Here is a 22,889-nt window from a genome sequence, read left to right on the forward strand (position 1 = left end):
AACCTTTTTATGGATTACCGCGGGTGATCGGCCGGATTAAAATTGATTGATCCAGTTGAAAAAAAGTAAACACAAAAATCGTCAAGGAAACGCTCCTTGACGATCGGTATATGGTCGGTATGGAATCCAACGGAATCCCGAGACGACTAAACCATGTATCTCACGAGGGATAACAAAAGAAGAAAGGCGATTCCAAAACAAAGCCGCATGAGCCATTTCTCCTGACGATCGAATACGTTCACTTCAGTTCCCCCTTCACATAGGTCGCGTTGAACAAAAACAGTCTGAGCAGCAGCACGATCGACGGGACGAGCAGCACAAATCCCGCAACGAATGCAACGACCAGCGCGCTCCCCATCGCCGGATTCGTCACGCTGCCGTACAGCGTCAAATACGGGTACAGCAAGTAAGGAAGATGGGAGATGCCGTATCCGAAAAAAGCGAAGGCGAACTGCAGCATTACCATTACAAATGCGACGCCATAGTTTTTTTTGTGCCAAATCAACCAACCCGCAATCACAAAGCAAACGAGCGAAAACCCGAACAGCCACCAGACGTTAAGTGCGCGTTCGAAATGCTCCAGGTTATGATTCCGAAGAGCAATAAAGACAAACAAGCTGGAAATGATCGTCGGAATGCCGCCCCACAAGGAAAAGCGGCGCATCAGCTCGAGTGCTTTCGCGTCCTCCGCCCGAGCCGCATAATACGTTAAAAAAGTCGAACTGATGAACAACACGCTCGACATCGCGAGCAGCACGACCGCCCAAGAATAGGTGCTATAAAACAACTCCTCCAGCAGCAAGATGACGTCATTTCCACGAACGACCACAAAGCCTCCCTCGGAAATGGTGAAAACCGTAGCCAGCGCGGCCGGAATGAGCAGCCCGGTGATTCCGTATGCGAGCAGGAAAAATGAATTTTTGTTCGCGCCATAGTTGGCGAAAGCGTAAAAGGCTCCTCGGATGGTCAGCAGGACAAGCGCAATGCTGCCGGGAATTAGCAGCGCCGTTCCGTAATAATGAGCCGTTTCCGGAAAGAAGCCGATGAGACCAACGAAGAAGAACACCAGAAAAACGTTGGTCACCTCCCAAACCGGGGACAAGTATCTGGAAATGACGGGCCCGATAATCGATTCCATCCCGATGATCCGTCCGTAATAGGCATAAAATCCCGCTCCGAAATCGATGGAAGCAACGATCAGATACCCATATAAGAAGCTCCAAAGAACGGTGATGCCGAGTTGTTCGATCGACATGTCAGATCACTCTCTCATAAGATGATTCGGCGCGTTTCCAATTCCAGCTCTGCCGGCTTGTTGCGGAACAGCCGCGCAAGCACGAGCAAGCACGCAACGCCAAGCACGACATACAGGACTGCAAACAGCCAGAATGCAAAGCTGACTTGCGAGTTCGTGGTCGCCGCATCGGCAACGCGCAAATATCCCCGCAAAATCCAAGGTTGTCTGCCAACCTCCGCATAAAACCATCCAAGTTCGATGGCAAGCAGCGATAACGGCCCTCCGGCCATAATACACGCCAGTATCCAGCGATTATATGCATTCCAGCGCTTCAGCCATAACAACATCAGAAACAGCAGGGGAACGACCAGCAAATAAAATCCGATGCCCACCATGGAATCGAATAAATAATGGACATACAAGGGAGGCCATTCATCTCTGGGAATATCGTTTAAGCCAACGACGATTCCGTCGGGATTATGAGTGGCGAGCAGACTAAGCATCCACGGGATTTGAATAGCTCCGCTAACCTGCTGTGTCTCCGGGTCCAATCGGCCGCCGATCACGAGCGGGGCTCTGCTGCCCGTTTCAAAGTGCCATTCTGCCGCGGCAAGCTTCTCCGGCTGCCGTTCAGCAAGAAATCGGGCGGCAATATCGCCGACTCCAATCGTAAGTAACGCCAGGATTAGGCCTGCGATCATATTCAGGCGAATCGATTTCCGGTAATAATCGTCCTTCCGCCCCCTGAGCATGGCAAATGCAGCGATCATCGCGAGTAGGAATGCGGCCGTCAAATAAGCGGAAGATAACACGTGCGCCACTTTCGACGGAACAGCCGGGTTGAACATGGCCGCGAGCGGATCGATGTTCGTCAGCATCCCGTTTTCGAAAGTGAAGCCTTGCGGCGTATTCATAAATGCATTAACCGTCGTAATAAACAACGCCGAGCCGGATGATCCGATAATGACCGGAAGAGTTAACAGCCAGTGCGTATACGGATTCGAGAACCGATCCCAAGTGTACAGATAAATGCCGAGAAATATCGCCTCGAAGAAAAACGCGAACGTTTCCAGAAATAACGGCAATCCAACGACATTACCCGCGAGTCGCATAAATTCCGGCCATAACAAACTGAGCTGAAGACCGATACATGTCCCGGTAACGACGCCGACGGCTACCGTAATGACAAAACCGCGCGCCCATCTTCGGGCCATTAACGAATAATGGACATCTTTTTTACGAATCCCAATCCATTCGGCAATGGAAATGAATACTGGAACGCCTACTCCGACGGTCGCGAATAGAATATGAAAAGCGAGCGTCATTTCCGTTAAGCTGCGGCTCCAATCCACTGTTCCCACGTTGTATCCCCCCAATAATAACGAATGAGCTGACTAAGTCCGTTTCGACCTCGTTTCACATTGGTTACTATACCCAAGGGAAATTTTTGTATGCGGCCCCCACATGTTTGGTACATGGCGTTCATGTTTTGCGGAAAAAATGGAAAAAAAATCGTCAAGGATATTCTCCTTAACGATTGGATGGTTCAGAATAATTCAGGTTGAGCAAGCCACGTGTCCAAATCTACAGATCCCTGCACGCCCAGCAACCGGTACCAATACCGGTATACCTTCCTGCATTTCGATAAATCGGGAATATCGAGAATCGTCGTATAGCCATTCATGAAGGAAATGGACGCTTCTTTGTCCATTACATACTCGAGTCCAACAAAATCAAATTCCCTAGGCGCGACAACATAAGCCTCGGTATCCACGATCGCTGAAATCATCCCGTTGTCGGACAGAAATTGAGATGGGTCCATATCCACCAGGATTGGGCAAAAATGCGTTGGGACCGGCAGTATACTCAGTTCATTCAAAATATTTTCTAAATGATCAACTATCTTCCGGTTATGTTGCTGCTCCTTTTCTACAAGCCATCTCATAGCCTGTGCCAGACTCGAATGAAATTGCCTCTTCTCCTCCATGCTCGTTCGAGCCAGGTTTCCATAAAAATCGTACGAATTTCGATGCACCTTAGCTAGCCATACGCCAAATTGGTAAAGCAGCTCTTTCGACTGGTTCGTGAAGGACTGCATTACGGTACCCTTCATTTTTTCTACCACAAGATACTCCTTACCCTCAATACTTGCTCTAGTTAAGGTCTTGGGCGCAGGAATATCCGGGATCGTGTTAAGAAATTTGGAGTTTTCTTCAAAATAGATCATGTGCCTTGGATCAATGCCGAACATAAACTTGCAACCCCACCAAAACTCTCGATCCGGCTCATGTTTCCATCTTGATGAACGTACGATAACCTCTTGGGTCAAGGTTTTTACAAGCCAGACATCACTAGCGTGTCCGGAGTATCCAGGATCTAGCGTAACAATTTCTTCGATCGGTTCGTCGAAGAATTGTTGAAGAATAAGTTGTTCCATGTATTCACCTTTCTAGATGTCCCACCGGAAATTCATCTCGCATCAGCGCGGCGGCCCACTCTTCTTAATGCTTCCTCATAAAGCTCCAAGTTGTCCTTCACCCAACCCGTATAACGTGCCTGCTGCGGATCAAACAGTTCCCGACCTGCGGACTCTTCATTTTCTGTGTAGTCCTCCATCGATGAGATCGTTGCACAATAAAAAACCATATAACTATTTGGATATGGATATCTATACGCGTCAGGCTTATCCCCGAGCAAACAAATGACTTCGTATCCTAAAAAATTCAATTCGTCGACACGTGCTCCTGTTTCTTCATATAACTCTCGTCGGGCTGCTTCTTCCGGCGTTTCCCCAGCTTCCATATGGCCTCCGGGAATATCCCATCCTCTTGCATTCAAATTCGTTAGGAGTAAGCGATCACCTGCAAAAGCAAGAACAAATGAGCATGTTATGCATTGCTGATCGGGCTGTTGATCGGTAATGACTAGTCTTGTTTCGTTCGGCAATGGAAGCCCTTTAACATTTTTATCTGCTCGAACAATGTGCATCTCGTAAGACTCCTCCCCCGACGTTACTGTTGGAGTGATTTTCGGATAACCTTCAAGTATTTGGCACATCATATAACCCGTCAATCAAGCCTGATGGAGGTTATCATGAAACGAGTAATCATTATATTCACCATGATGGTCACTGCTTGTTATGCATTCGTATGCGGCGCACAATCAGAGGCAAGCACGATCCAATCAACCGCACCTCGGTCCAGCTTTGATGGAGGTCTTGAAAAAGATCGCATCCCCCTGGATTCGCTGACGCTGGAACAACTGCATAAAAAATATCCGACGTATTTTCGCATAAGCGGATCATCTGATAAACACGAGGTCGCATTAACTTTCGATGATGCGCCGGATCCCAGGTTTACCCCCGGTGTTTTGGATGTACTAAAGAAATATAACGTCAAAGCGACCTTCTTCGTCATTGGAAATCGCGCTGAGAAGCATCCGGAGCTAGTAAGAAGAATGATCAGCGAAGGGCATGTCGTGGGAAATCATTCGTATTCCCATCCCAACTTTCTGAAAATTTCTGATGAAGCTTTTCATAAGCAAGTTAACCAGGCACAAGCGATACTGAAACGGCTCATCGGCTACGAGCCAGCTTTAATTCGTCCTCCATATGGGAACATTACCGAAGAGCAAATTCAATGGTTAGCGAGCCAAAAAATGTATATCATCTTCTGGAATGTGGACTCCTTGGATTGGAGGGGGCTTACGGCGAGTCAAATTTTAACCAACGTTCTGGGGCATGCGCGGCGCGGCTCCATTATCCTCCAACATGCAGGAGGTGGCGTTGGAGAGGATCTCTCCGGAACAATCAAGGCACTGCCGCAAATTATTGAAGCTTTTCGCAAAAAAGGACTTCAGATGGTTACCGTGCCTGAACTATTGGACATTCCGAAGAGTAAACTTTATTTTCGATAATTTATTTAGTTCAATAAGTTGCCTTTCGTTAAAATAGCCAATAAGGCAATCTTGACCAAGTGAAGCGATAGCTAGCTTTTTATTTGTGCTATTTCCAATCAATTGATTGAATTTATCAAAAATATTAGGATCTAACCAATCATCATGAATCTCCAGATCCCATCTAATTGTTTTATGATCATACTCAAAGGATACCCATGCAATTTCCTCTTCAATGTCAATAAAGTCCTGAATATTTCGTATTTCTAAATTCGTCATCCTCTTTAATCTTTCAACAATGCTAACATAATCGCCATGATCTTCAATACATTCAGTATCTAAATGCCAAATATTATCCGAAACAATAAAGAACTCGTCATTCTTATGTATTTCCCCACCCATTGAAATAAGCAATAATTGATAAGGATCGTTTTCATATTCTTCTTCCGAAAATTCATCTAACAGAGCTCCAGCCTCAATATCAGAATTTAATTTAATTCCAAGTTCCGATAATTTATCGAGTTGATCATTAAGTGTTATGGCTTTCCTTTTGAAAAATTTAAATATTATTATCGCCTCCCTTTTGGCTTCTTCCTTTCATGCTTATTGATCAGCAACGTCTTTAACATAACATTATAGAACCTCGAACATCTCCCTCACAATGACCTCTTGTATAACATCACGATTATCTTCATTAAGATCGATTAATTTGACCCCTTTTCGTTTCTTTATTGGGTCGATTGCCGGATGACTATCCACTGGAATTGTACCGAGAATGATGTGACGATTATCGGCTATGATGCCATAAATCAACTCTTGGAATGAAGAAGACAACATTTGCATAAAGCCTATTTCGTCGATAACCGTTATTTTCTTCGACTGCAATGAACTTGTTACTGATTTTACAGCGAAGTTTTCGAAGCTTTCAATATCGATACCGTATCTGCCAATCCTAATGGAACTGGTGCTATTGACACTTGCGAATTCTAAACTTTCCCCTTCAAGGGTCACACACCTGAAACCGGTTCGATCGTTCGAATCCCGTATTTCCTCCGTGTAAAACCCGCCACAACGATCAGAACCAATTTCATGGATGAGCTTTTTGATCATCGTTGTTTTGCCCATGCGAGGTTTTCCAGTAAGCAAAAATACATTGTTCACGATGTTGCCTTCTCCGTTTAATCCGGTCACCTTGGTTCCCCTACTTTCTTGTTTGAACTAATACCTTCTCTTGGAGAGCCAGCCTTTGCCTCCGTTTGGAGCAGCTGCTTTTCTAATGGCCGTGTTTACCTTTTCTTTGAATTCTTCTTCAGTTTGTCGGTTCAGGCTATCCATAAATTCTCTTAATAACGTCAGGTCTTTTTCTTCCCTCAAAAAGAAAGTCCCCACGACATCCTTCTCTATGCCCGATGATCTAACAATATGGCATACAAAATGAAACGAATTTACTTTATTTTCAATGAAATCTAAATAAAAATATTCATCTCTATTTCTAATGGTTAGGGGGATGGGGATCTCCTCTCCATTGAGGATGACTAATATAGAATTTGTTTGGAATATCATTTTTCCTATATTTTTTGTGCCTTCAAATCCAATTGGGTCAATCCTATGATACATAGAGGTTCAACTACCTTTTTATCTCGTTCGATTTAAATTAAAGTTTATATTTCGGTTGACCTAGCCAGACTTCTGTACTGTACGTTACTGTGATTACACCACTTGTTGCCAGCGCATCGAATCGTTGTTTATGCGCTTTCTGAAATGTTACGAACCAATCCTCGTCTACATCCGGCGATTCCATCCCGGAGATCACGGCCCCCCAATATTCATCCCATGTCTCGTTCTGCTCTTGTTTGAACAAGTATCTACCAGGCGTGGAGTCTCCATAAAAATATTGAGCGGGTTCGCTGTGCCTTGTCGCAGTTAGACGATTGTTATACTGTTCAATATTACCTACAAGCATGGTATCACGGAAAAAATTGCAATCATCATAATATGAGAAAATTGTTAGCATCCCGTTCGGTTTTAGTACTCTTTTAAATTCTTTCATTGTACTTTCTGGTTGAAAACGGTGATATGCATTGGCAGCTACGATTAAATCCACCGAGTGATCAAGAAGTTTAGTGCTCTCAGCAACCCCATCTATGTATTCGATATCCTGTATTTCCCCAATTAGTTCCCGCGCAAGATTACGCATTTCAAAATCAGGTTCTATAGCGAATACCTTCCTTACATTTCCTACAAAATGTTGAGTCAAAAGACCGGTTCCTGCACCAATGTCGGCGACTACTCCTTGACCAACATTCGCTCTTTCGATGACGAACTCAATGGCTTCTGTTGAATAAGGCAATCGGTACTTGGCATACTGTAGCGCCTTATCGCGTGTCATAGGGTTCATTGATGTTACTCCTTTCTTTTGTTCAGGTGATTGACTAGCGATTCGCATTGCTTCCTGATAAAATCCCTTAAATTCATTTTTACCCAATTCATATTCACTTCCTGATAAAATGCCAGAATAAGCTAGAAGCAAATCGTATAAACCCAAATGTACCCATTCCCATAACATCGATTTAAAATTATAAGCAATCATCACATCATGCACCGAGCGTCTAATCTTAACCGATTCTTCCTTGCCTATTCCGCATGCGGCCAAAATATTGAATGCTCTCTCTTTGTCTTCATCGCTAAATTCCGTATCTAGAAACTCATCTAAAAGCAGCCCCCATATATCTATTCTTTTTACAAGAGAAATTTCATTACGAAGAGCGAACTTTCTTAAATCTTCTTTATAAGTTGCATCAATAAATAAAATTTCACCTTCGGTTGTACGAATTTCCGGAGGAAAACGATCTAGCAAAATTTCACTCATCTGATCTTTTCGTATTGTTCCATTCGGATACACTGATGCGGCTGAAAAACGATAACTCGTAAATTCTATGTAATCTAGATAGAACCTTATCATGGGGACTCCCTTTTGTACTGCTGGCCGCGACGCGGCGCATCGACTAAATTTCAATAAAATAATACCCAAATCCATTCACAATGGTCGTTTCTTTATATTGGTGAATTCTTTGATTTCGTCCATAATTCAAGTGTTGGTGTCCATGCAAAAGATATTTGGGTTTATATTTGTCCATGAAAGCCACAAAACACTGAAACCCCCGATGACATAAATCTTCTCCATCACCAAGCTTATACGCAGGTGCATGCGTAACTAGTAGATCGACGCCCTTCTTCCTCCATATTTTGAGCCCCAGCTTAAATATTCTCCATTTCATTTGACTTTCCGTATAGTGAAAATCTCCAGGACTGTATCTGTGACTGCCTCCTAGCCCTGCAATTCGAATACCTCGATAAGATATAACAGTGTCATCGATACATGTACATCCCTCCGGGGGCTTGGTCAAATATGAAGTATCGTGATTGCCTCTAATATAAAATAAAGGAGCTTTGATCATCGTCACCAGGAATGAAAGATACTCTTGTTTTAAATCCCCGCAGGAGATCATCATATCAACATTCGAGAACTTATTTCGGTCGAAATGATCCCATATATATTTGGATTCTTCGTCGGCAACCACAAGAACCTTCATAGAACACCCCGATCTGTTACGTATTGCGATAAAAGAAATTACAACACTAGTTCAGCATACACTTCACCACATTCCAGCGTCTTCCCCGTTTCCACAAATCCGAGTGAAGTATACAGATTTTTGGCCGCGACATTATCTGGCTTGTATGTAAGTTCAACGACTCTAGCTCTTTTCTGCGAAGCCCTCATAAATTCAATTGCTTTGATTACGGCTTCTTTGCCATATCCCCTACCCTGATTTCGCTCATCAATCATCATTTTGAAAATTCCGTAACAGCTTTTCTCAAAGTTTCCATCGCCGTCATCGTAATACATCATGATAAAACCTACCATGTTGTCGTCTTTATATATTGCAAAAGTTATAATGTCTTGACCTTCCTCTGTAGCAATGTAGGCTTCTGCAAGTGCATGCTGGTTTGAGGAAATAAACTTATTCTGTTCTTCTGCAACCTTCAACTCAATACATTGAATAAAGTTATCCCATGAGACTTTTTTAAATTCGATCATGGTTATCCGCTTCCCTTATTTTAAAGATTCCAACGATTTCCATAACGTTAATGTAGTAATCAAACGATATATTTCATCTTCTTAAACCTAATATGATGTACTTTAAATCTCTCATGATCGATCCAATCAGAGATCTCATTGAATCCAATGCTTTTCCAGAAATCAACAGCTGTGTTCCTTGAATATAGCTCAATAGCCCTAATATGATTGTTCTTTAAAAATAATAAAATCTCATTCCAAATGCCCCGACCCACTCCTTTGTTCTGATAGTTTTCGGACACTGCCCCATGTCTCAATTCTACGTAATCGTTATCTACGATTACTACCATAGCACCAACGACTGCATCTTTATCCAGCGCGATAAAGTGATACTCATCACCTGGTATCTTTAGCTCTTGTCTCAAAGATTTGTCCAAATGAATTGGTTTAAACAACACCTCGTACAGCAGGTCCTCGGACTGTTTGATCTCCACTCCGTCATTAGCTTGCTTAAATTTCATATTTTATTTCCTTTCTATATTCTCAGCCTTTAATAATGATTTTGCGTGAATAGCCGCCTTATTAATAACTTCTTGAATAAACTTTTCCTTGCCCTCCGTATATAACGCTCGATCATGCTTAAATCTGGCTTCTAATTCTTTCTTCAATCGATAATATTGCTTTAAAGTATCATCGTGATTTCTTAAATAATCCCTGAACAAAAGATTGTTGTTCCATTGCACTCCATTCATTTCATAGATGTGAAGATGGTGTGTTCCTGCTCTCCATTTCCCTCTACGAAAAAATTTCCGCTCAGGGAACTCCGGCTTATCAACATATTCATAGCCAATCTCTTTCAATTGTTCAATATGTCTTTGACCAACAAGATTCAGATGATGTACTCCGACCATGATATCAATGATCGGTTTGGCGCCTAGTCCGGGTACAGAAGTGCTCCCAATATGTTCAATCGAAACACAGATATCTTGAATTGCCTCCAAGATTTTTCTTTTTTCTTCTTCGTATTGAAGAATCCAATCCGGATTGTACTCTGAGACAATAACCTGTTCCGCCATATTGCATTCCTCTCCTAAAACCAATCTACTAAATGTCCTCTACACATGATTAGATTTTTCGTTAATATAAATATCTAACGCTTTAATTCCTCGATGAGCGAGCCTGATAAATAAAATCAAGCAATAAATGCTTAGTCCTCCCAATGCTATGTAAAATAAAAAAAGTAGAATCGGAATAATACCGAAAACCGTTCCCGAAGTTTCCATGATTTGATCCTCTCCTTTTTAATCACTAATATGCAATTTCATTTATTCCATTTCAATTTATTAAGTTCTTCTTTAAGCAAAAAGCATCTCTCAAGGTCTATCTCATATACGTTTGCTATGGCTGCAACGTAATAAAGCACGTCGTATAGCTCCTCTTCAATTGTTCCTTTTATGGTGTCTTTATCAATCATTCGGTGATCTTTTCTTATTGCTTCCGATAATTCCCCAACCTCTTCGATTAATTTGTGAAAATATCCGCTTTTACCTTCCGGGTTATAATCGGTCTTCTTTATGTATTCTTGTAAATCTTTGATCGTTAATTGTACTTTCATCATTTCCCTCATTTTCTGTTTTGAGCTTATTTTCCGTTTCAAACACATCCTGCCGCGGCACATACCTGACTATTGCAGGAGATGATGCACTTTTTTCGTTTCCATAATTTGATTCATGTGGTGCTTGGCATGAGCAATGTCATGCAACAGCGCTTGCCTTACCGTAAATTCTCCTCCTTCATGTTTTAACGTCCGATTTAAGGAGTTAGGCAATGTTCTGCACAAATAAGTAATATATTCTCTGATCAACGCGAAAAATCGTAATTCCAGATGAATCGGCCGGCTGCTATAATCCATATTTTTCGCCCAAGTATCCGGATTAAAATCAGGAAATTGAAAATTCCGATCCGTATTCGAGAGAGCATATCGGTCATATTGAAAATAATTCATTTCACAGTCAACGATATGATGAACAATCTGTCTGATCGACCACTTCCCAGGAGCGCGACACAGATCCAATTCGCTCTCAGATAAGCCTGACAATACCTCAATAAATAAGTTTGGAGCGGAACTATAATTCGTTAAAATCTCCAGATCCTTACTATCCGTAATCGTTATCAAATGAAAACCCTCCTTTTCAAGTTCCCAGTAATTAACACAACTGTATCACGGAAATCAAAAAATGGAAATACAATATCGCTGTATCTCCATCCTGTCTTTGTATTCAATAATCAACGCTTGCTATTCAGGAACATCAATGTATTCAGATACTCGAGATTTCAAAAATTCGATTAACTCTTCATCCATAAACTTGTACTCATCCGGTATATCGAGGCAGATGATTCGTTTATTGATTAACTTACTTGCAAACTTCTCTTTCAGCCTTCTTGAATGTTTTCTCTCCATGACAAAAATCAAATCAGACCAGCCAATATGCCCTTCAGTGACCTTTATTCTCGCTTGTTCTTCTGTTCCTGCAGACCTAACTTCATATCCGTTCAACACTTCGAATATTTTCTCCGCTGTTAAACTGCGCCATTTATTTCTGCTACATATAAAGAGTAATTTAATTTCTTTTCACCTGCTCCCTCCCACATATCTTGCATCATATTATTTAATAATCGGCGTTCCTTTGTATTGTCGAAGATCCTCCATCACTTCCTTATGATGAGTTTCCCAATATCCGGGTTCTATTGGAGGGGGATCGTCCAACGAGAAAAATCCAATATTTGTTGTTTCATCGGTTTCTGTTATAAGGGCTCCATTCCACTCATCTACCCTAAATAAAAATTCAAATCCCTGATACTCGTCTCCAAATCTGTTCTTTATTGAATATTTGGAACCTGTATATATTGCAATGAGCGTTGCTTGAATGACTTCCAGTCCGGTTTCTTCTCGAACCTCTCTTTGTAAGCATTCGACAATCGATTCATTCAGTTCAATCCCACCTGCCGGCAAGGCCCACTTCTTACTTCCTCTTCTTTCAATAAAGAGCATCTTCTCATCTGCGTCAAATATTATTGCTCTAATGGAAGGTATTATTAGTTTTTGGTTCCCTACGACAGCCCGAAGTTTTCCGGCGTACGATTCATTCCAAGAAATTGACAAAACACATCCCCCATTCAATAAAGTCAAACCGTTACGCCCATAATATCCCATTTGGTTTGGCGCAACAAATACTGCTTATCGATTTGATTATTCTAATTAAGAGATGAAAAGGGGCGGTTACATCTAAGTTGTTTTCATTACTATTTTTTTGTTATTCATCGTTACTCACCTTTCCACGGCACTAAAAACAATCCTATAGAAAAATAAACATCAAGCTCCAACATGATGTCTGAATATGCATTGTTCAATGTCTTAAAAATCATATTTGTTGTTACAATCGTTATAATTGACTATATATTTTTTTAATTTTTTCTTGTTTGTTAACTCTGTCCACTGATCGTACATCTTGTAATATATACTTTCATAATTTAAACCATCAGGCAATGAGTTGACTAATTTAATTTCTGCAATCTCATACTCAGGCAATTCACCAAGATCTTTGATCTCGACATGAAAATTCATTCCGTAACTGCCATTCATGAAATATATGCTGTATGGCGTTAATTCAAACGTGGTCGCACCTGTTTCTTCGAATAACTCACGGCTTGCCGCGTGCAGCAGCCGCTCACCTTCTTCTCTCTTCCCACCGGGCAATTCCCATAGAGTTCTATCCTTATTCCTAATAATAACTAGTTGCCCTTTGTACTCAGCTAATAAAACTACATATTTTATATCGTCATAGTCAACATCCGATAAGCTGAAGCTTTGAATTTCCATGTAAAATCCTCCAATTGGCTAATACCTCCAGAAAAAACTCGATTATTTAACAGGGTACCATTTCAAATCCTCGATTTTAGTGATATTGGTTTGAGCGAATCGATGTTCATAAAGAAGCTTGCCCTCGCCACTAGATGCTTTCGCATTCAAGTCAATCCATTGAATTGTCCTGTTCCACGAAAATGTAATTGGTTTGCCAATAGTCACATCTTTTCTTAGTCGATCTCCTTCGGGACCGATCTCTAAATAAGCAACTTTAGGGTCATCCACCAACACACTCATAACCGTTGCTTTCTCGTTTTCGTTTCCTAATGACACACCACCAACTGTTCTAACGAGATCTTCGTTGTGAAAATAATATACCGATATTCTAGAAACCCACAGCAGCCCAAATTTTTTAAAGCTTATTGCCGTAACGGGTTTTTCTTTGGAATTAAAAATGTATACCGATCCCCAGTTATAATCAACTTTATCCAGGAGAATTGAATCTTGTGGTACGAATTTATTTGCTTTTGCAGCACTGAGTCCATCAAGTCTATACCCGCTATAATAAATAGAAATAATTGAGAACAAAACAATTAAAGTTAGAACGGTTAATTTATGCTTCATCTTTTCCTCTCCATATAAGAATCCTCACCCTTAAAAGAAGTTAGTTGCTTTAATAAACAAGAAAAAATCGTTGGACTACTAAAACGATTGTTATCATCATACCCAAGTTTTACTACCCCGACTTCAATGACTCTGCTTGTCTGAGGACTAAAATCCGTATAACAATATTTCATCGCTTCGACTGCCTGTTCTGCTGTTAATCCGATAGCTAAAGTACAATGAGGATCCCAATTCCCAGGAGTATAATAACGGTCTTCATGTTCAAGCAGATCACTAAATTCCTTATGATATTGGTCATGGATTTGGATCAAGTCCTTTGTTACTGTCGGATCTATAAATAATGTACCCGAAGTAGGGAATACGGCCAAAACATTAAATTTTATTTCGATGCTCGATACAGAATCAAAAAATGAATAAAACCGTTCCTTGAAGGCTTCCAAATCTGAAATATCATGATAAACAGCTAAAGTAATATGAGGTCTTAATTCAGCGATTTCATACATATTCGAACTGATATGTTCATCATTCAGACCTTTCCAAATCTTTTTTACATACTGCTCGAAAGGATTATCGAAAAACAACTCAACAGCATACATAATCATCCCCCGCAATCGAAATATTAGTTCCGACTAATACGGTCTTCGAAATCTTCTAACTCTTAAGCTTTCAACGATAAAATCACAGAGTCCCTTAGCTACATATTCCTCTAATATCTTTATAAAGATTCGACCGATCAGTATACTATCTCCTAAGGCATCATGTCTTTTCAGATCTTTGCAATCCACGTTGTAATATTGGATTAAAAAATCCGTTGAGGGAATGTTTTCTATATCTCTATGTATATGCGTAAACAACGCTTTCGTATCAATAATCAAATTACGAATCATCGGAAGCCCAGCTCTCGCGCACTCTTTCTGCAGCAATGGAACATCATACTCATATCCGGCTTGTGTAACCAATACCAAATCCCCGACGAAATTTTTAAAATGATTGTATCCATCCGAAAAGTCCGGTGCGCCAAAAATAGCTTCATTCGTAATTCCAGTAACCTGTTCGATATATTCTGGAATTTGTTTCGGTGATCTTATAAGGGTTGAAAAGTATTCTCCCTCTTGAATTTCATTGTTGATTATCTTAATTGCTCCGATTTGAGTAATAAAATCAAGGTCAACATCTATTCCAGTTCCTTCAAAATCAAACACGCAAAATTGTTTATTTAATAAATCTCTTACTGTTATATCCCTCAATTCATATTCTTCTTCTGATAGGAAGTTAATTATCATTTTTCTGCCTCCGTTGAACTGGCTAGCTTATGTTGGAATGATCCTGCCGCGGCAGCCGTGCCAATCATTTCATATCAAAACTTAAAATAATGTCTCCATTTTCTTCGACTTCTCCAGTATCCTGAAATCCGCATTCCTTATATAATCTGTAGGCTACAACATTGTGTGGTACATGAGATACTCTTATTTGTTTACAATCCATTCTATTTTTTAGTTTATTAATGACTTCCTTAATAGCACATTTGCCATAACACCATCAAATCATCAACATATATTCCATATGGCTTTGATGTCGTCTCCTTAACTGCATGCAAAAGTGAATCCGAGTTAGACGCGACCAATGTTAATTGGTCTTCTCGCGGACTAAGGGCAATACACTCGAATTCGTTTTCTTTCGTAATAAGTTTTAAAGTAACATTTACTTTATCCATAAGGGTCTCCTATTTCATATCTTTGGGTTTACTTTCAATCTTTCGTTTTTCATTTTCAATATAATCATAAACTTTGTTAATTTCTTCCTCATAACTATTATTGATTTCAAAAAACATCTCACCGGTCTCCAAACATCTTCTTCTAAACTCATCATTTTCTTTAATATATTCTGTAATTGTATTGTCTGAAGTATCTTCTGCTTCTAGTTCCCCCCGCTCTTCAATAACACTACTATATTTAATTATCTTCGATTCAAAGTTTGCTTTTATATAATTTGTAGAATAACCTAGGAAAACAGATATGATTTTTTCGGCGTATGGTTTCTCAAATTCCTTCAAATAATGTGGTAATATGTAACACCCTTCAATAATGATACTTTGATTGTTCTCAATATTAGTCATAATGATTCCTTTAATCATTGGCCATAATTTATCTCCAATTAACTCCGTGCTATCCAGAGGCGTAAAGCCGCAATTGCTATTTCCTCTATAAATCCCCATCTTAATATGATCAATCGAAAGATACGGGATCAAATATTTCTCAAGTAGATTCTGAGCCATGAGGGTTTTACCCATACGACCATTTCCGCTTATTAAAATAATCAATTAAATTATTTCCTTTCCATAAATAAAATCAGCCGCGACATTTTTTTATTATCATATAATCTAATAAGCTTACTTTTATAAAGGTTCAACTTCATTTCAAAAGCAGGTCTATTACTTTCAAAATCTTTCGTCCATTTATACATCATTTTCAACATTTCTATATCGGGTTTATAATGACACTTTTCAATACCAAGATTTTGTTTAAGGAACCGGGTAAAAATCCTTATTTTTCGCTTCCATAATGGTGGGTCGAGAAATATGATTGTATCCGCCATATCAAATAAGCATTGATATGATTCTCGATCTGTACCTTCAAATATCCATTGTCCCCTGCTATCAATATCCTTAATAACCGCGACCTGTTCATCTGGTGTACGTTTATTTCTTCCCTCTGCTGTTTGATGATGAACAATGCAATCCAGTTCGTACCACGGTATATCCATATTTTTTGATAATTGCTTCGCTAATGTTGTTTTGCCACTAGCTACAATTCCAATTATGAAGATCTTTCTCATATGTTTCTAGCTCCTAAGTAAACGGCAATTGCCGATGACATACTTCCTCGGCTCGACAAAATCTCCTTCTTGAGCCAAACAACTTGTCAGGGGATGGTTTATAACAATAAGTAATCGCCCATTAGGCTTTAATACTCTATACCAATTCTTACACGCTTTATGTATATCCTCGTACCATACGATGTACGTTGCATAAACTATATCAAATTCATTGTCCTTTATCGATTCAAGAGACTGAGCATCAGCAACTTCAAAATCAATTTTTAGTCCAATTTTGTCTGCATTCTTCTTCGCTATATTAATAGCAATCGGACTAATATCACATGCTATTACGTCCGCTCCAAGGTTTGTCCAGGAAAATGCTTGCCTTGCATCACATGCACAGCATGTATCGAGAAGTTTGAGTCCTCTTACATCTCCTAAAAGTTTGAATTCAAAATCATCATCCACTCACCCTTAGAAAAGAATTCAAAGAAATCTGGTCTCTGCTTTAAGATCGCTTCCATATAGAACTCGTGATATGCATCCCATGAATTTTTAATTAATGTTAGATTCTCGTTATTTCTATTTTCCGGCATCAACGATTCCCTCCAAGAATTAATTTACAGATGTTTAGATTTTGATATTCCACTTAATTACTCAGACCCACTATGCTTGGTATTACTGACTGGACTTCATTAGAATCTTTAATTACAAATAAGTAATTTGCTTCTCCCTCTTTAGGATCAGAAACATTCGCTTGTTGGGATTCTGCGATTTGTCTATTCAGTACTTCCATGAAATTAGAGGCAGTTCGAAATATTGCTTTACTACGCTGACTAGTACACACACGCTCTTGAAGAATGTTATCGGGGATATCAAAATGAACGATTACGCTTTCAAAATCTTTATCATGAAAGTACGAGAGCAATTCCGAGCGACCTTCAGTATTGCGATTTGAATTACAAAGGATGAGGTGAAAATCAGTCGTTTGTACAGCATAATCAACAATTGCATTCGTAATGGCATATTTGATCGTATTGGGTCCCCGTAAGGGGCGTAATGATTTATAGTATGTATTTACGAATTCAGCATGGTTATCTTGATCAACTACAATTGAATTCTTTAGTTGTTGTTCTAATTCTCTAGCAAATGTCGTTTTGCCACAATGAGTTTTACCTACTGTCATTACGACTAATCGTTTCATAAGAGTCCCCCAATTTTTATGAATTACATTCAAAAATTAAAAAAAGAGAGAGCACCACGTCTCTCTCTTAAATTGATTACCAAGTAAGCCATCCAATCATTCACATTGCTTTTACGAATGGACTTATCCCATTCACTATTAAATCACTGTTAAACTAATGCATCCCCGGTAGACACTTAAGATTTACCAAAAGGTATTGAGTATCGTACCTAGAGATCTACAATATAGGGCTCCATCAGGTATTCCCCCCAATAGGATTTGGAATATATTATAAATTTTATATTAGTTAGATTTGTTTTTAAATGGTTTGTTTTGTTATAATCATTTTTCCAGTTCAGGAGCTTTCAGCGCCTTTAGGAATCCTTAGCTGGCCGCGGCGCTTATGCAGTACAGGATTATCTGCCCCCAGTAATTAACACAACTGTATCACGGAAAATAAAAAATGGAAATACAATATTGCTGTATCTCCATCTTGTCTTTCGTATTTGGGACGTCCATCCCGCCTCGACGCGGTACGACAGTTGAACTTCAATTTCTATATTAGTTTTGCTTAACTAAATATTCATCTCAATTCCATATTTCTGGGCAATCGAAATTAACCTTTGTATCTCTTCAGGGCTAGGAGGCTCTAGAGCTGAAGGCATTTGTTCCGGGACAGGAATACTTAGTTCTTTAACAAATTTTTCGAATCCAGAAGGATAAACAGATACTAAAACTTTGGCTGCATCTGTATTTAGTTTAAAGGTATGTTCGATCCCACGAGGTGCATGCACAAATGTTCCTGGTATGGCGTGAACGACCTTATCCGCAATAAAATAGGTGACTTCCCCCTCAAGCACATAGAAATTTTCATCTTCACGAGTATGTACGTGTGGCGGTGGCTCAAAACCTTTCCGTTCCTCAGTCTGAATCATTGCATATTGACCTTGCGTGTCTTCGCCCATAACTAATATAGAGACCTTATTCCCTAAAAATAAGAATGAGTTGTCTTCAGCTGCTTGACGAGAAAAGGGTATATTCGACATATAATCCCTCCAATTTTTTAACTTATAATAATTATAGTTTGGTTGTAGTAATTCATGCTAAGAACGTTTTTACTAAAGTACCAATTAAATGCATCGGCCTCCGAGCAATATACTCATGATACTATCTAATGTATCCTATTATTTTATTTAATTTTTCCAAATCCCTTGGTGGAATCTTCAATGTCGATCGAGCCTTCCCGGTACCCCCATAAACATATGGAAATCGATATAGCTCTCTATCAATAATCGTTGGTAAACTTGGGTTAATTAATGAAACGCTTCCAATACGACTGCCAGTAACCTGCTCTACTTCTTTTGGTTTGGCTAATTTGATTTCTTGAACCTTCAATAAATCCTTCATTGTTTCCAGAACTACTCGTCCAAAATCACCTGAAATGATCAACGAAAAATATCCTACATCTGTCTTCAAAATTAGCGTTGGGGCGGTTTGTCCAATATGAATACCGAAATATTCTGCTCCTTCCTGCGCAGTATTAATCTCTTTGCTATGTTCAATGATTTCGTAATCAATATGCTTGTTATTTAATATTGATATTAATTGTTCCATTGCATAGCCTCCAAGGATGTTATATATTATGACTTCACCGTCATGCTCTCACTTAATTGTTGGCATTTCATATATTACAAACTCTCCTTGATATCCTTTGTGGATTCTAAATCTTCTATTTTTATTGGTTGGATCAGAAACCACAGCAATGAAATATTGGTCATATAACGAAGTAGATCCTTTAAAACTGTATTCAATAGAATCTATTATCATCTTTTCTTGGAATGCACCCTTTAAAAATACATCAACTTCATTCTTAAATTCATGCTTAGATATAGGATTTCCATATAAAATTGAATAAACAATGAAACCGACAAATAAAATGAATAATCCAAATATCAAATATACTACTTGCCGGATTTTCATTAATATCAATCCTCTGCATAATCGATTCGTTACAAATTATTCATTAGTTCAAAATGCTTCATACTTTCTTTTATCTCTATATTTGTATTGTTTTTTATCGATTCGATTAGCTCTGTTAAAGCTACTTTAGCTTTGTCATATTCTTGCATTGTGATTTCATTAGCCTTTAGCGCTTCTTCAAGTTCATCCTCATCTAATACATACATGGCGCCATCAGGCAAGAAAACTAAATCTAAATAAAGATCGTCTATAAAAGGTATTCCTTCATCGGTTAGCCCTTTGTTTTTAATAATATCAAAATACCATTGGACTACCTCGCCATTCCTATCAAACGTTGTAGTTACCGAGTAATCAACGCCTTCCGGATAATGCATCATCCATACATAACCATCATCTGCAATACAAAAGTCTTCAGAATTATAGGTAACAAATACAGGCTCTTTGACCTTTCGTAAATTAAGATAAGTGACGTGACCACGATAAGAGTTGTCGTTAAGGTACGTTTGTTTATATTCTCTTTCTAAAATTCTCAACCAATCAAGTCGATTAGCGAATTTTCTCTTCATCGAATATCCTCTCAGTATATATTTTTTTTTAATCTGCTATAAATTCACGTAATATACTTGTTTCACGTACCCTCACAGGCTTATGGGGGCGTAGCGCCGGGTCCAACGATTTTAGAGGCGTAGGGGTTGTCAATTTGCCGAAAATACGCAAGTAAACCAAGGAGCGTCAGCAGCCACCCGACTTTTCTGAATAATCTCCCTTTCGGTTAAAGCTAATTGTTTCTTTGTCTCTCGGGTAGTTTCAGATAACATTCTTACATTCACGATGCCATACCCTTTGCTCCGTAAGGAGCCAGCAGTTATGCGGAGCGTCCGGGCAAATTGCTTCCATACTGCTGATCTTAAAGCTCTGCCAGTCTTGCAACCGGCCGCGGCACGGTTAGGTGGTGCAGGGTTGTCTGTCTGATTCACTTCCTCGAAAATCCTCGGGCGACCAAGGAGCGTTAGCGACGCAGCGTAGATACGGTGTTGGTGTTATAGGATGTCAGCGCCTTCTTGGAGACTCTTTCAATACTTCTTTTATATAATAATTATTTGCAATATCATGGTTCCAGATTTGTGCTTCAATATAAGGTATCGTACCTTCCGGATGCATTGATTCTATTTTATCCATCAACTCATACTTCATCAGAGTCCTTGCTTCTGAAAGAGTAAAAATTTGTCCATGGTAATTAGGTTGGTAATACGCCTCAGGCTTGTCTCTCCCTATCCAAAATGAAACCATACTATCCGGAAAAGTAAAACTAATGTCATTATCATTGAATATTGAAATTGGAATTCGCAACAAATCAATCTCTAAACCCGCTGATAATGAGAAATTTTCTATCCATGCTGCTGACCCTAGTACAGCATAAAAAGGATATTTATCTTTCGGTTGACCGCCTTTTCCTATGAATTTATCCCTTAACCAAGCTTCAGTTTCTAATCTATTTTCCCAGTATTGAGTCGGTTCTTTAAATCTTTCAAAAAATGGTGTATCGTCACATAATTCCTTCATTACTACCATAGCTTCGGACTTCGAAAGGGCAGATAGACTTCTAAAAGGCACTGAATTATAATAATGAGTCACATATTCAAACATCATCGATCCTCCAAAAAGGTTTTGACGAATTTTGCACTGATTTCCTGTAACGTTCTTGCATTCACGAACGTCCACCGACTTAAGTGAACGACAGTGAGCTGCTGCACTTGCGCAGTTAGTCGGTGCATGGTTGTCCGCTGAATACGCTTCCTCGAAATGACCTTTGCGGACCGAGGGGCGGTGCAGCCGCCCCGATGCGTGAATGCGGTGTTATAGGATTCAGCGCCTTCTTCGATTTATCTAACACTCTTATGTACGATATGTTTAATTCCTTGTAGAGCATCCAAACTCCTTAACTCAGGAACTACAAACCCCGGAACAATTCTGTAATTATTAAGTTCGTCAATATGGATCCACTTATTTATGAACGAGCCTTCCTCGCCATAAAATTCATTCTTATTGTTAAATATATAATGGTCCTTATTAACTTCGAGTAAATAATAAAAAGCGACTTCATGTAATTGTCCTTCTGGAAACTTCACAAAAGTTTCAGCAATCCAAACGAGTTGTTTATTTAATATTGAAATTGCATATTCTTCTTCCATCTCACGACAAATAGTTTCTTCTGAAGTTTCATTAACCTCAACTCTGCCACCTGGAATAAACCATAATGTGTCACCAACAACTTGTTGAAATAGAACAAAATTTTCACTTCTAATTATTCCGCCAACGCGATAATGGTATTTATTTGAACCAAATTCAAAAGAGATCATGATCTAAACAGCTCCCTTCTTATTCATCTTTATCTTGGATGTTCCTAAGTTTTTTCTCATCTTCTAGAACATCCTTGATTTGATTAACTAATAATTTATAGAATGTTTCATGGTGAGGGACAAACTGAGTCCTCTCTACAACTTTATTAACTTTGATTTTATTTCCATCACCATCCATAACAAACCCGTGTACATCAATTTGATTTTTTCTTTCCGTCCACAATTCAAAAAAATCATGGAATCTCGCAATAAATATCCCAGAAACTTCTTCTCTTTGTACTGAAAATTCATCAAGAGATCCGTTGTAATCATGTAAATAAACATAAGCAAATTCTTTGTCGATAATTTTACTATTTGTTACAACATACTCCATGACTCCCAATGGAATTAGTTCAGAAAAACTAATATCAATACCGGTCTCCTCTTTAACTTCTCTTATTCCATCCTCGACAGTTTCATTTGATAGTAAATGACCTGCAGCTGTAATATCTAAAAGATTAGGGTAGTCCCGTTTTTGTTCACTTCGCAGTTGAAAATAGATGTAATCGTTATTCTCATCTCTGCTAATGAACCAGCAATGAAAGGCTTCATGCCAATAACCATATGTATGAACATCTTTACGAGTTGCCACACCTATTGGAACTCTATCGTCATTAAAAATATTTATAAGTTCAGAATCCATACCAGCATCCTCCAGTCGTTGATATAAATTCGAATTAGAAAGTATTTCGATCTTATGTTTGCGCTGATTTCTTATAACGTTCTTGTATTCACGAACCCTCACTGACTTAAGGCGCGTAGCACCGGGTCCGATGGACTTAGCCAGTGCAGGGTTGTCTGCCTGAATCAAC

At 39.3% G+C, this 22,889-nt stretch carries 32 protein-coding genes; 1 reads left to right on the plus strand and 31 read right to left on the minus strand.

Annotation, left to right across the window (positions count from 1 at the left end):
- Positions 1 to 238 precede the first annotated feature (238 nt).
- The 4 genes from AC0LWM_RS00610 to AC0LWM_RS00625 all read right to left on the minus strand — a co-directional run bounded on the left by AC0LWM_RS00610 (position 239) and on the right by AC0LWM_RS00625 (position 4,225).
- Positions 239 to 1,255 (minus strand): cytochrome d ubiquinol oxidase subunit II, encoded by a 1,017-nt coding sequence (locus AC0LWM_RS00610; RefSeq protein ID WP_474672959.1) that lies wholly within the window; start codon positions 1,253 to 1,255, stop codon positions 239 to 241.
- Positions 1,256 to 1,269: 14 nt separating this feature from the next.
- On the minus strand, positions 1,270 to 2,598 hold the full coding sequence (locus tag AC0LWM_RS00615) for a cytochrome ubiquinol oxidase subunit I (protein WP_474672960.1): 1,329 nt from the start codon (positions 2,596 to 2,598) through the stop codon (positions 1,270 to 1,272).
- 185 nt (positions 2,599 to 2,783) lie between these two features.
- On the minus strand, positions 2,784 to 3,674 hold the full coding sequence (locus AC0LWM_RS00620; protein ID WP_474672961.1) for a phosphotransferase: 891 nt from the start codon (positions 3,672 to 3,674) through the stop codon (positions 2,784 to 2,786).
- A gap of 32 nt (positions 3,675 to 3,706) precedes the next feature.
- On the minus strand, positions 3,707 to 4,225 hold the full coding sequence (locus tag AC0LWM_RS00625; RefSeq protein WP_474672962.1) for an NUDIX domain-containing protein: 519 nt from the start codon (positions 4,223 to 4,225) through the stop codon (positions 3,707 to 3,709).
- Positions 4,226 to 4,330: 105 nt separating this feature from the next.
- On the opposite strand from AC0LWM_RS00625, the gene AC0LWM_RS00630 reads away from it, so the two are divergent.
- A complete protein-coding gene (locus AC0LWM_RS00630; protein WP_474672963.1) occupies positions 4,331 to 5,152 on the plus strand; it encodes a polysaccharide deacetylase family protein in 822 nt (273 codons plus the stop codon).
- Here AC0LWM_RS00630 and AC0LWM_RS00635 read toward each other — a convergent pair.
- The 27 genes from AC0LWM_RS00635 to AC0LWM_RS00765 all read right to left on the minus strand — a co-directional run bounded on the left by AC0LWM_RS00635 (position 5,114) and on the right by AC0LWM_RS00765 (position 22,720).
- A complete protein-coding gene (locus AC0LWM_RS00635; protein ID WP_474672964.1) occupies positions 5,114 to 5,545 on the minus strand; it encodes a hypothetical protein in 432 nt (143 codons plus the stop codon). The genes AC0LWM_RS00630 and AC0LWM_RS00635 overlap by 39 nt on opposite strands.
- Positions 5,546 to 5,764: 219 nt before the next feature.
- On the minus strand, positions 5,765 to 6,322 hold the full coding sequence (locus AC0LWM_RS00640; RefSeq protein ID WP_474672965.1) for a nucleoside-triphosphatase: 558 nt from the start codon (positions 6,320 to 6,322) through the stop codon (positions 5,765 to 5,767).
- Positions 6,323 to 6,349: 27 nt separating this feature from the next.
- Complete coding sequence (locus tag AC0LWM_RS00645; RefSeq protein WP_474672966.1) at positions 6,350 to 6,748, minus strand: hypothetical protein; 399 nt, start codon at positions 6,746 to 6,748, stop codon at positions 6,350 to 6,352.
- Positions 6,749 to 6,785: 37 nt separating this feature from the next.
- Positions 6,786 to 8,000, minus strand: a complete 1,215-nt coding sequence (locus AC0LWM_RS00650; protein ID WP_474672967.1) for a class I SAM-dependent methyltransferase — start codon at positions 7,998 to 8,000, stop codon at positions 6,786 to 6,788.
- 136 nt (positions 8,001 to 8,136) lie between these two features.
- Positions 8,137 to 8,724 carry a metallophosphoesterase family protein gene (locus tag AC0LWM_RS00655; RefSeq protein ID WP_474672968.1) on the minus strand — a complete coding sequence of 196 codons (588 nt, stop codon included), beginning with the start codon at positions 8,722 to 8,724 and terminating at the stop codon, positions 8,137 to 8,139.
- Between the two features lie 38 nt (positions 8,725 to 8,762).
- Positions 8,763 to 9,230 (minus strand): GNAT family N-acetyltransferase, encoded by a 468-nt coding sequence (locus tag AC0LWM_RS00660; RefSeq protein WP_474672969.1) that lies wholly within the window; start codon positions 9,228 to 9,230, stop codon positions 8,763 to 8,765.
- Between the two features lie 59 nt (positions 9,231 to 9,289).
- Positions 9,290 to 9,730 carry a GNAT family N-acetyltransferase gene (locus AC0LWM_RS00665; protein WP_474672970.1) on the minus strand — a complete coding sequence of 147 codons (441 nt, stop codon included), beginning with the start codon at positions 9,728 to 9,730 and terminating at the stop codon, positions 9,290 to 9,292.
- Between the two features lie 3 nt (positions 9,731 to 9,733).
- Positions 9,734 to 10,285, minus strand: a complete 552-nt coding sequence (locus AC0LWM_RS00670; protein WP_474672971.1) for a GrpB family protein — start codon at positions 10,283 to 10,285, stop codon at positions 9,734 to 9,736.
- A gap of 245 nt (positions 10,286 to 10,530) precedes the next feature.
- Positions 10,531 to 10,824, minus strand: a complete 294-nt coding sequence (locus AC0LWM_RS00675) for a MazG nucleotide pyrophosphohydrolase domain-containing protein (RefSeq protein WP_474672972.1) — start codon at positions 10,822 to 10,824, stop codon at positions 10,531 to 10,533.
- A 69-nt stretch (positions 10,825 to 10,893) separates the two neighbouring features.
- Positions 10,894 to 11,385: a DinB family protein gene (locus tag AC0LWM_RS00680; protein ID WP_474672973.1), complete on the minus strand. Its 492-nt coding sequence runs from the start codon at positions 11,383 to 11,385 to the stop codon at positions 10,894 to 10,896.
- Between the two features lie 120 nt (positions 11,386 to 11,505).
- A complete protein-coding gene (locus AC0LWM_RS00685) occupies positions 11,506 to 11,835 on the minus strand; it encodes a low molecular weight protein tyrosine phosphatase family protein (RefSeq protein WP_474673521.1) in 330 nt (109 codons plus the stop codon).
- Between the two features lie 39 nt (positions 11,836 to 11,874).
- Positions 11,875 to 12,372, minus strand: a complete 498-nt coding sequence (locus AC0LWM_RS00690; RefSeq protein ID WP_474672974.1) for an NUDIX domain-containing protein — start codon at positions 12,370 to 12,372, stop codon at positions 11,875 to 11,877.
- A 252-nt stretch (positions 12,373 to 12,624) separates the two neighbouring features.
- Positions 12,625 to 13,089: an NUDIX hydrolase gene (locus AC0LWM_RS00695; protein WP_474672975.1), complete on the minus strand. Its 465-nt coding sequence runs from the start codon at positions 13,087 to 13,089 to the stop codon at positions 12,625 to 12,627.
- A 42-nt stretch (positions 13,090 to 13,131) separates the two neighbouring features.
- Entirely contained in the window at positions 13,132 to 13,698 is a 567-nt protein-coding gene (locus AC0LWM_RS00700) for a hypothetical protein (RefSeq protein WP_474672976.1), read from the minus strand.
- Positions 13,695 to 14,294, minus strand: coding sequence for a 2'-5' RNA ligase family protein (locus AC0LWM_RS00705; protein ID WP_474672977.1), 600 nt, complete (start codon positions 14,292 to 14,294; stop codon positions 13,695 to 13,697). Before AC0LWM_RS00705 ends, AC0LWM_RS00700 begins: the two co-directional genes overlap by 4 nt.
- A 33-nt stretch (positions 14,295 to 14,327) precedes the next feature.
- The gene (locus AC0LWM_RS00710; protein WP_474672978.1) at positions 14,328 to 14,981 is read right to left on the minus strand and encodes a 3'-5' exonuclease; all 654 of its coding nucleotides are present in this window, start codon (positions 14,979 to 14,981) and stop codon (positions 14,328 to 14,330) included.
- 440 nt (positions 14,982 to 15,421) lie between these two features.
- Entirely contained in the window at positions 15,422 to 16,018 is a 597-nt protein-coding gene (locus AC0LWM_RS00715; protein ID WP_474672979.1) for a 2-phosphoglycerate kinase, read from the minus strand.
- 5 nt (positions 16,019 to 16,023) lie between these two features.
- Positions 16,024 to 16,533 (minus strand): P-loop NTPase family protein, encoded by a 510-nt coding sequence (locus AC0LWM_RS00720; RefSeq protein WP_474672980.1) that lies wholly within the window; start codon positions 16,531 to 16,533, stop codon positions 16,024 to 16,026.
- A 6-nt stretch (positions 16,534 to 16,539) separates the two neighbouring features.
- Positions 16,540 to 16,983, minus strand: a complete 444-nt coding sequence (locus AC0LWM_RS00725) for a class I SAM-dependent methyltransferase (RefSeq protein WP_474672981.1) — start codon at positions 16,981 to 16,983, stop codon at positions 16,540 to 16,542.
- 181 nt (positions 16,984 to 17,164) lie between these two features.
- The gene (locus AC0LWM_RS00730; protein WP_474672982.1) at positions 17,165 to 17,719 is read right to left on the minus strand and encodes an ATP-binding protein; all 555 of its coding nucleotides are present in this window, start codon (positions 17,717 to 17,719) and stop codon (positions 17,165 to 17,167) included.
- A 554-nt stretch (positions 17,720 to 18,273) separates the two neighbouring features.
- Positions 18,274 to 18,744, minus strand: a complete 471-nt coding sequence (locus AC0LWM_RS00735; RefSeq protein WP_474672983.1) for a cupin domain-containing protein — start codon at positions 18,742 to 18,744, stop codon at positions 18,274 to 18,276.
- Between the two features lie 121 nt (positions 18,745 to 18,865).
- The gene (locus tag AC0LWM_RS00740) at positions 18,866 to 19,312 is read right to left on the minus strand and encodes an aminoacyl-tRNA deacylase (protein WP_474672984.1); all 447 of its coding nucleotides are present in this window, start codon (positions 19,310 to 19,312) and stop codon (positions 18,866 to 18,868) included.
- Positions 19,313 to 19,360: 48 nt separating this feature from the next.
- A complete protein-coding gene (locus tag AC0LWM_RS00745) occupies positions 19,361 to 19,678 on the minus strand; it encodes a YfjL-like protein (protein ID WP_474672985.1) in 318 nt (105 codons plus the stop codon).
- A gap of 29 nt (positions 19,679 to 19,707) precedes the next feature.
- Positions 19,708 to 20,244, minus strand: a complete 537-nt coding sequence (locus AC0LWM_RS00750; protein WP_474672986.1) for a ribonuclease FAU-1 family protein — start codon at positions 20,242 to 20,244, stop codon at positions 19,708 to 19,710.
- Between the two features lie 484 nt (positions 20,245 to 20,728).
- The gene (locus tag AC0LWM_RS00755; protein WP_474672987.1) at positions 20,729 to 21,325 is read right to left on the minus strand and encodes a hypothetical protein; all 597 of its coding nucleotides are present in this window, start codon (positions 21,323 to 21,325) and stop codon (positions 20,729 to 20,731) included.
- Between the two features lie 236 nt (positions 21,326 to 21,561).
- Positions 21,562 to 22,038: an NUDIX domain-containing protein gene (locus AC0LWM_RS00760; RefSeq protein ID WP_474672988.1), complete on the minus strand. Its 477-nt coding sequence runs from the start codon at positions 22,036 to 22,038 to the stop codon at positions 21,562 to 21,564.
- Positions 22,039 to 22,057: 19 nt separating this feature from the next.
- A complete protein-coding gene (locus tag AC0LWM_RS00765) occupies positions 22,058 to 22,720 on the minus strand; it encodes an NUDIX hydrolase (RefSeq protein WP_474672989.1) in 663 nt (220 codons plus the stop codon).
- Positions 22,721 to 22,889 lie beyond the last annotated feature (169 nt).

It is taken from the genome of Paenibacillus sp. sgz302148 (genome assembly GCF_056120465.1).

What these genes read in the sequence shown, in the direction of transcription:
- AC0LWM_RS00720 (WP_474672980.1), bottom strand. Translation starts at nt 16,533, where the DNA reads ATGAGAAAGATCTTCATAATTGGAATTGTAGCTAGTGGCAAAACAACA.
- AC0LWM_RS00745 (WP_474672985.1), bottom strand. Translation starts at nt 19,678, where the DNA reads ATGAAAATCCGGCAAGTAGTATATTTGATATTTGGATTATTCATTTTA.
- AC0LWM_RS00765 (WP_474672989.1), bottom strand. Translation starts at nt 22,720, where the DNA reads ATGGATTCTGAACTTATAAATATTTTTAATGACGATAGAGTTCCAATA.
- AC0LWM_RS00700 (WP_474672976.1), bottom strand. Translation starts at nt 13,698, where the DNA reads ATGAAGCATAAATTAACCGTTCTAACTTTAATTGTTTTGTTCTCAATT.
- AC0LWM_RS00735 (WP_474672983.1), bottom strand. Translation starts at nt 18,744, where the DNA reads ATGTCGAATATACCCTTTTCTCGTCAAGCAGCTGAAGACAACTCATTC.
- AC0LWM_RS00625 (WP_474672962.1), bottom strand. Translation starts at nt 4,225, where the DNA reads ATGCACATTGTTCGAGCAGATAAAAATGTTAAAGGGCTTCCATTGCCG.
- AC0LWM_RS00750 (WP_474672986.1), bottom strand. Translation starts at nt 20,244, where the DNA reads ATGAAGAGAAAATTCGCTAATCGACTTGATTGGTTGAGAATTTTAGAA.
- AC0LWM_RS00630 (WP_474672963.1), top strand. Translation starts at nt 4,331, where the DNA reads ATGAAACGAGTAATCATTATATTCACCATGATGGTCACTGCTTGTTAT.
- AC0LWM_RS00610 (WP_474672959.1), bottom strand. Translation starts at nt 1,255, where the DNA reads ATGTCGATCGAACAACTCGGCATCACCGTTCTTTGGAGCTTCTTATAT.
- AC0LWM_RS00670 (WP_474672971.1), bottom strand. Translation starts at nt 10,285, where the DNA reads ATGGCGGAACAGGTTATTGTCTCAGAGTACAATCCGGATTGGATTCTT.
- AC0LWM_RS00740 (WP_474672984.1), bottom strand. Translation starts at nt 19,312, where the DNA reads ATGGAACAATTAATATCAATATTAAATAACAAGCATATTGATTACGAA.
- AC0LWM_RS00760 (WP_474672988.1), bottom strand. Translation starts at nt 22,038, where the DNA reads ATGATCTCTTTTGAATTTGGTTCAAATAAATACCATTATCGCGTTGGC.
- AC0LWM_RS00675 (WP_474672972.1), bottom strand. Translation starts at nt 10,824, where the DNA reads ATGAAAGTACAATTAACGATCAAAGATTTACAAGAATACATAAAGAAG.
- AC0LWM_RS00730 (WP_474672982.1), bottom strand. Translation starts at nt 17,719, where the DNA reads ATGAAACGATTAGTCGTAATGACAGTAGGTAAAACTCATTGTGGCAAA.
- AC0LWM_RS00620 (WP_474672961.1), bottom strand. Translation starts at nt 3,674, where the DNA reads ATGGAACAACTTATTCTTCAACAATTCTTCGACGAACCGATCGAAGAA.
- AC0LWM_RS00665 (WP_474672970.1), bottom strand. Translation starts at nt 9,730, where the DNA reads ATGAAATTTAAGCAAGCTAATGACGGAGTGGAGATCAAACAGTCCGAG.
- AC0LWM_RS00650 (WP_474672967.1), bottom strand. Translation starts at nt 8,000, where the DNA reads ATGAGTGAAATTTTGCTAGATCGTTTTCCTCCGGAAATTCGTACAACC.
- AC0LWM_RS00705 (WP_474672977.1), bottom strand. Translation starts at nt 14,294, where the DNA reads ATGTATGCTGTTGAGTTGTTTTTCGATAATCCTTTCGAGCAGTATGTA.
- AC0LWM_RS00755 (WP_474672987.1), bottom strand. Translation starts at nt 21,325, where the DNA reads ATGTTTGAATATGTGACTCATTATTATAATTCAGTGCCTTTTAGAAGT.
- AC0LWM_RS00695 (WP_474672975.1), bottom strand. Translation starts at nt 13,089, where the DNA reads ATGGAAATTCAAAGCTTCAGCTTATCGGATGTTGACTATGACGATATA.
- AC0LWM_RS00710 (WP_474672978.1), bottom strand. Translation starts at nt 14,981, where the DNA reads ATGATAATTAACTTCCTATCAGAAGAAGAATATGAATTGAGGGATATA.
- AC0LWM_RS00645 (WP_474672966.1), bottom strand. Translation starts at nt 6,748, where the DNA reads ATGTATCATAGGATTGACCCAATTGGATTTGAAGGCACAAAAAATATA.
- AC0LWM_RS00660 (WP_474672969.1), bottom strand. Translation starts at nt 9,230, where the DNA reads ATGATCGAATTTAAAAAAGTCTCATGGGATAACTTTATTCAATGTATT.
- AC0LWM_RS00655 (WP_474672968.1), bottom strand. Translation starts at nt 8,724, where the DNA reads ATGAAGGTTCTTGTGGTTGCCGACGAAGAATCCAAATATATATGGGAT.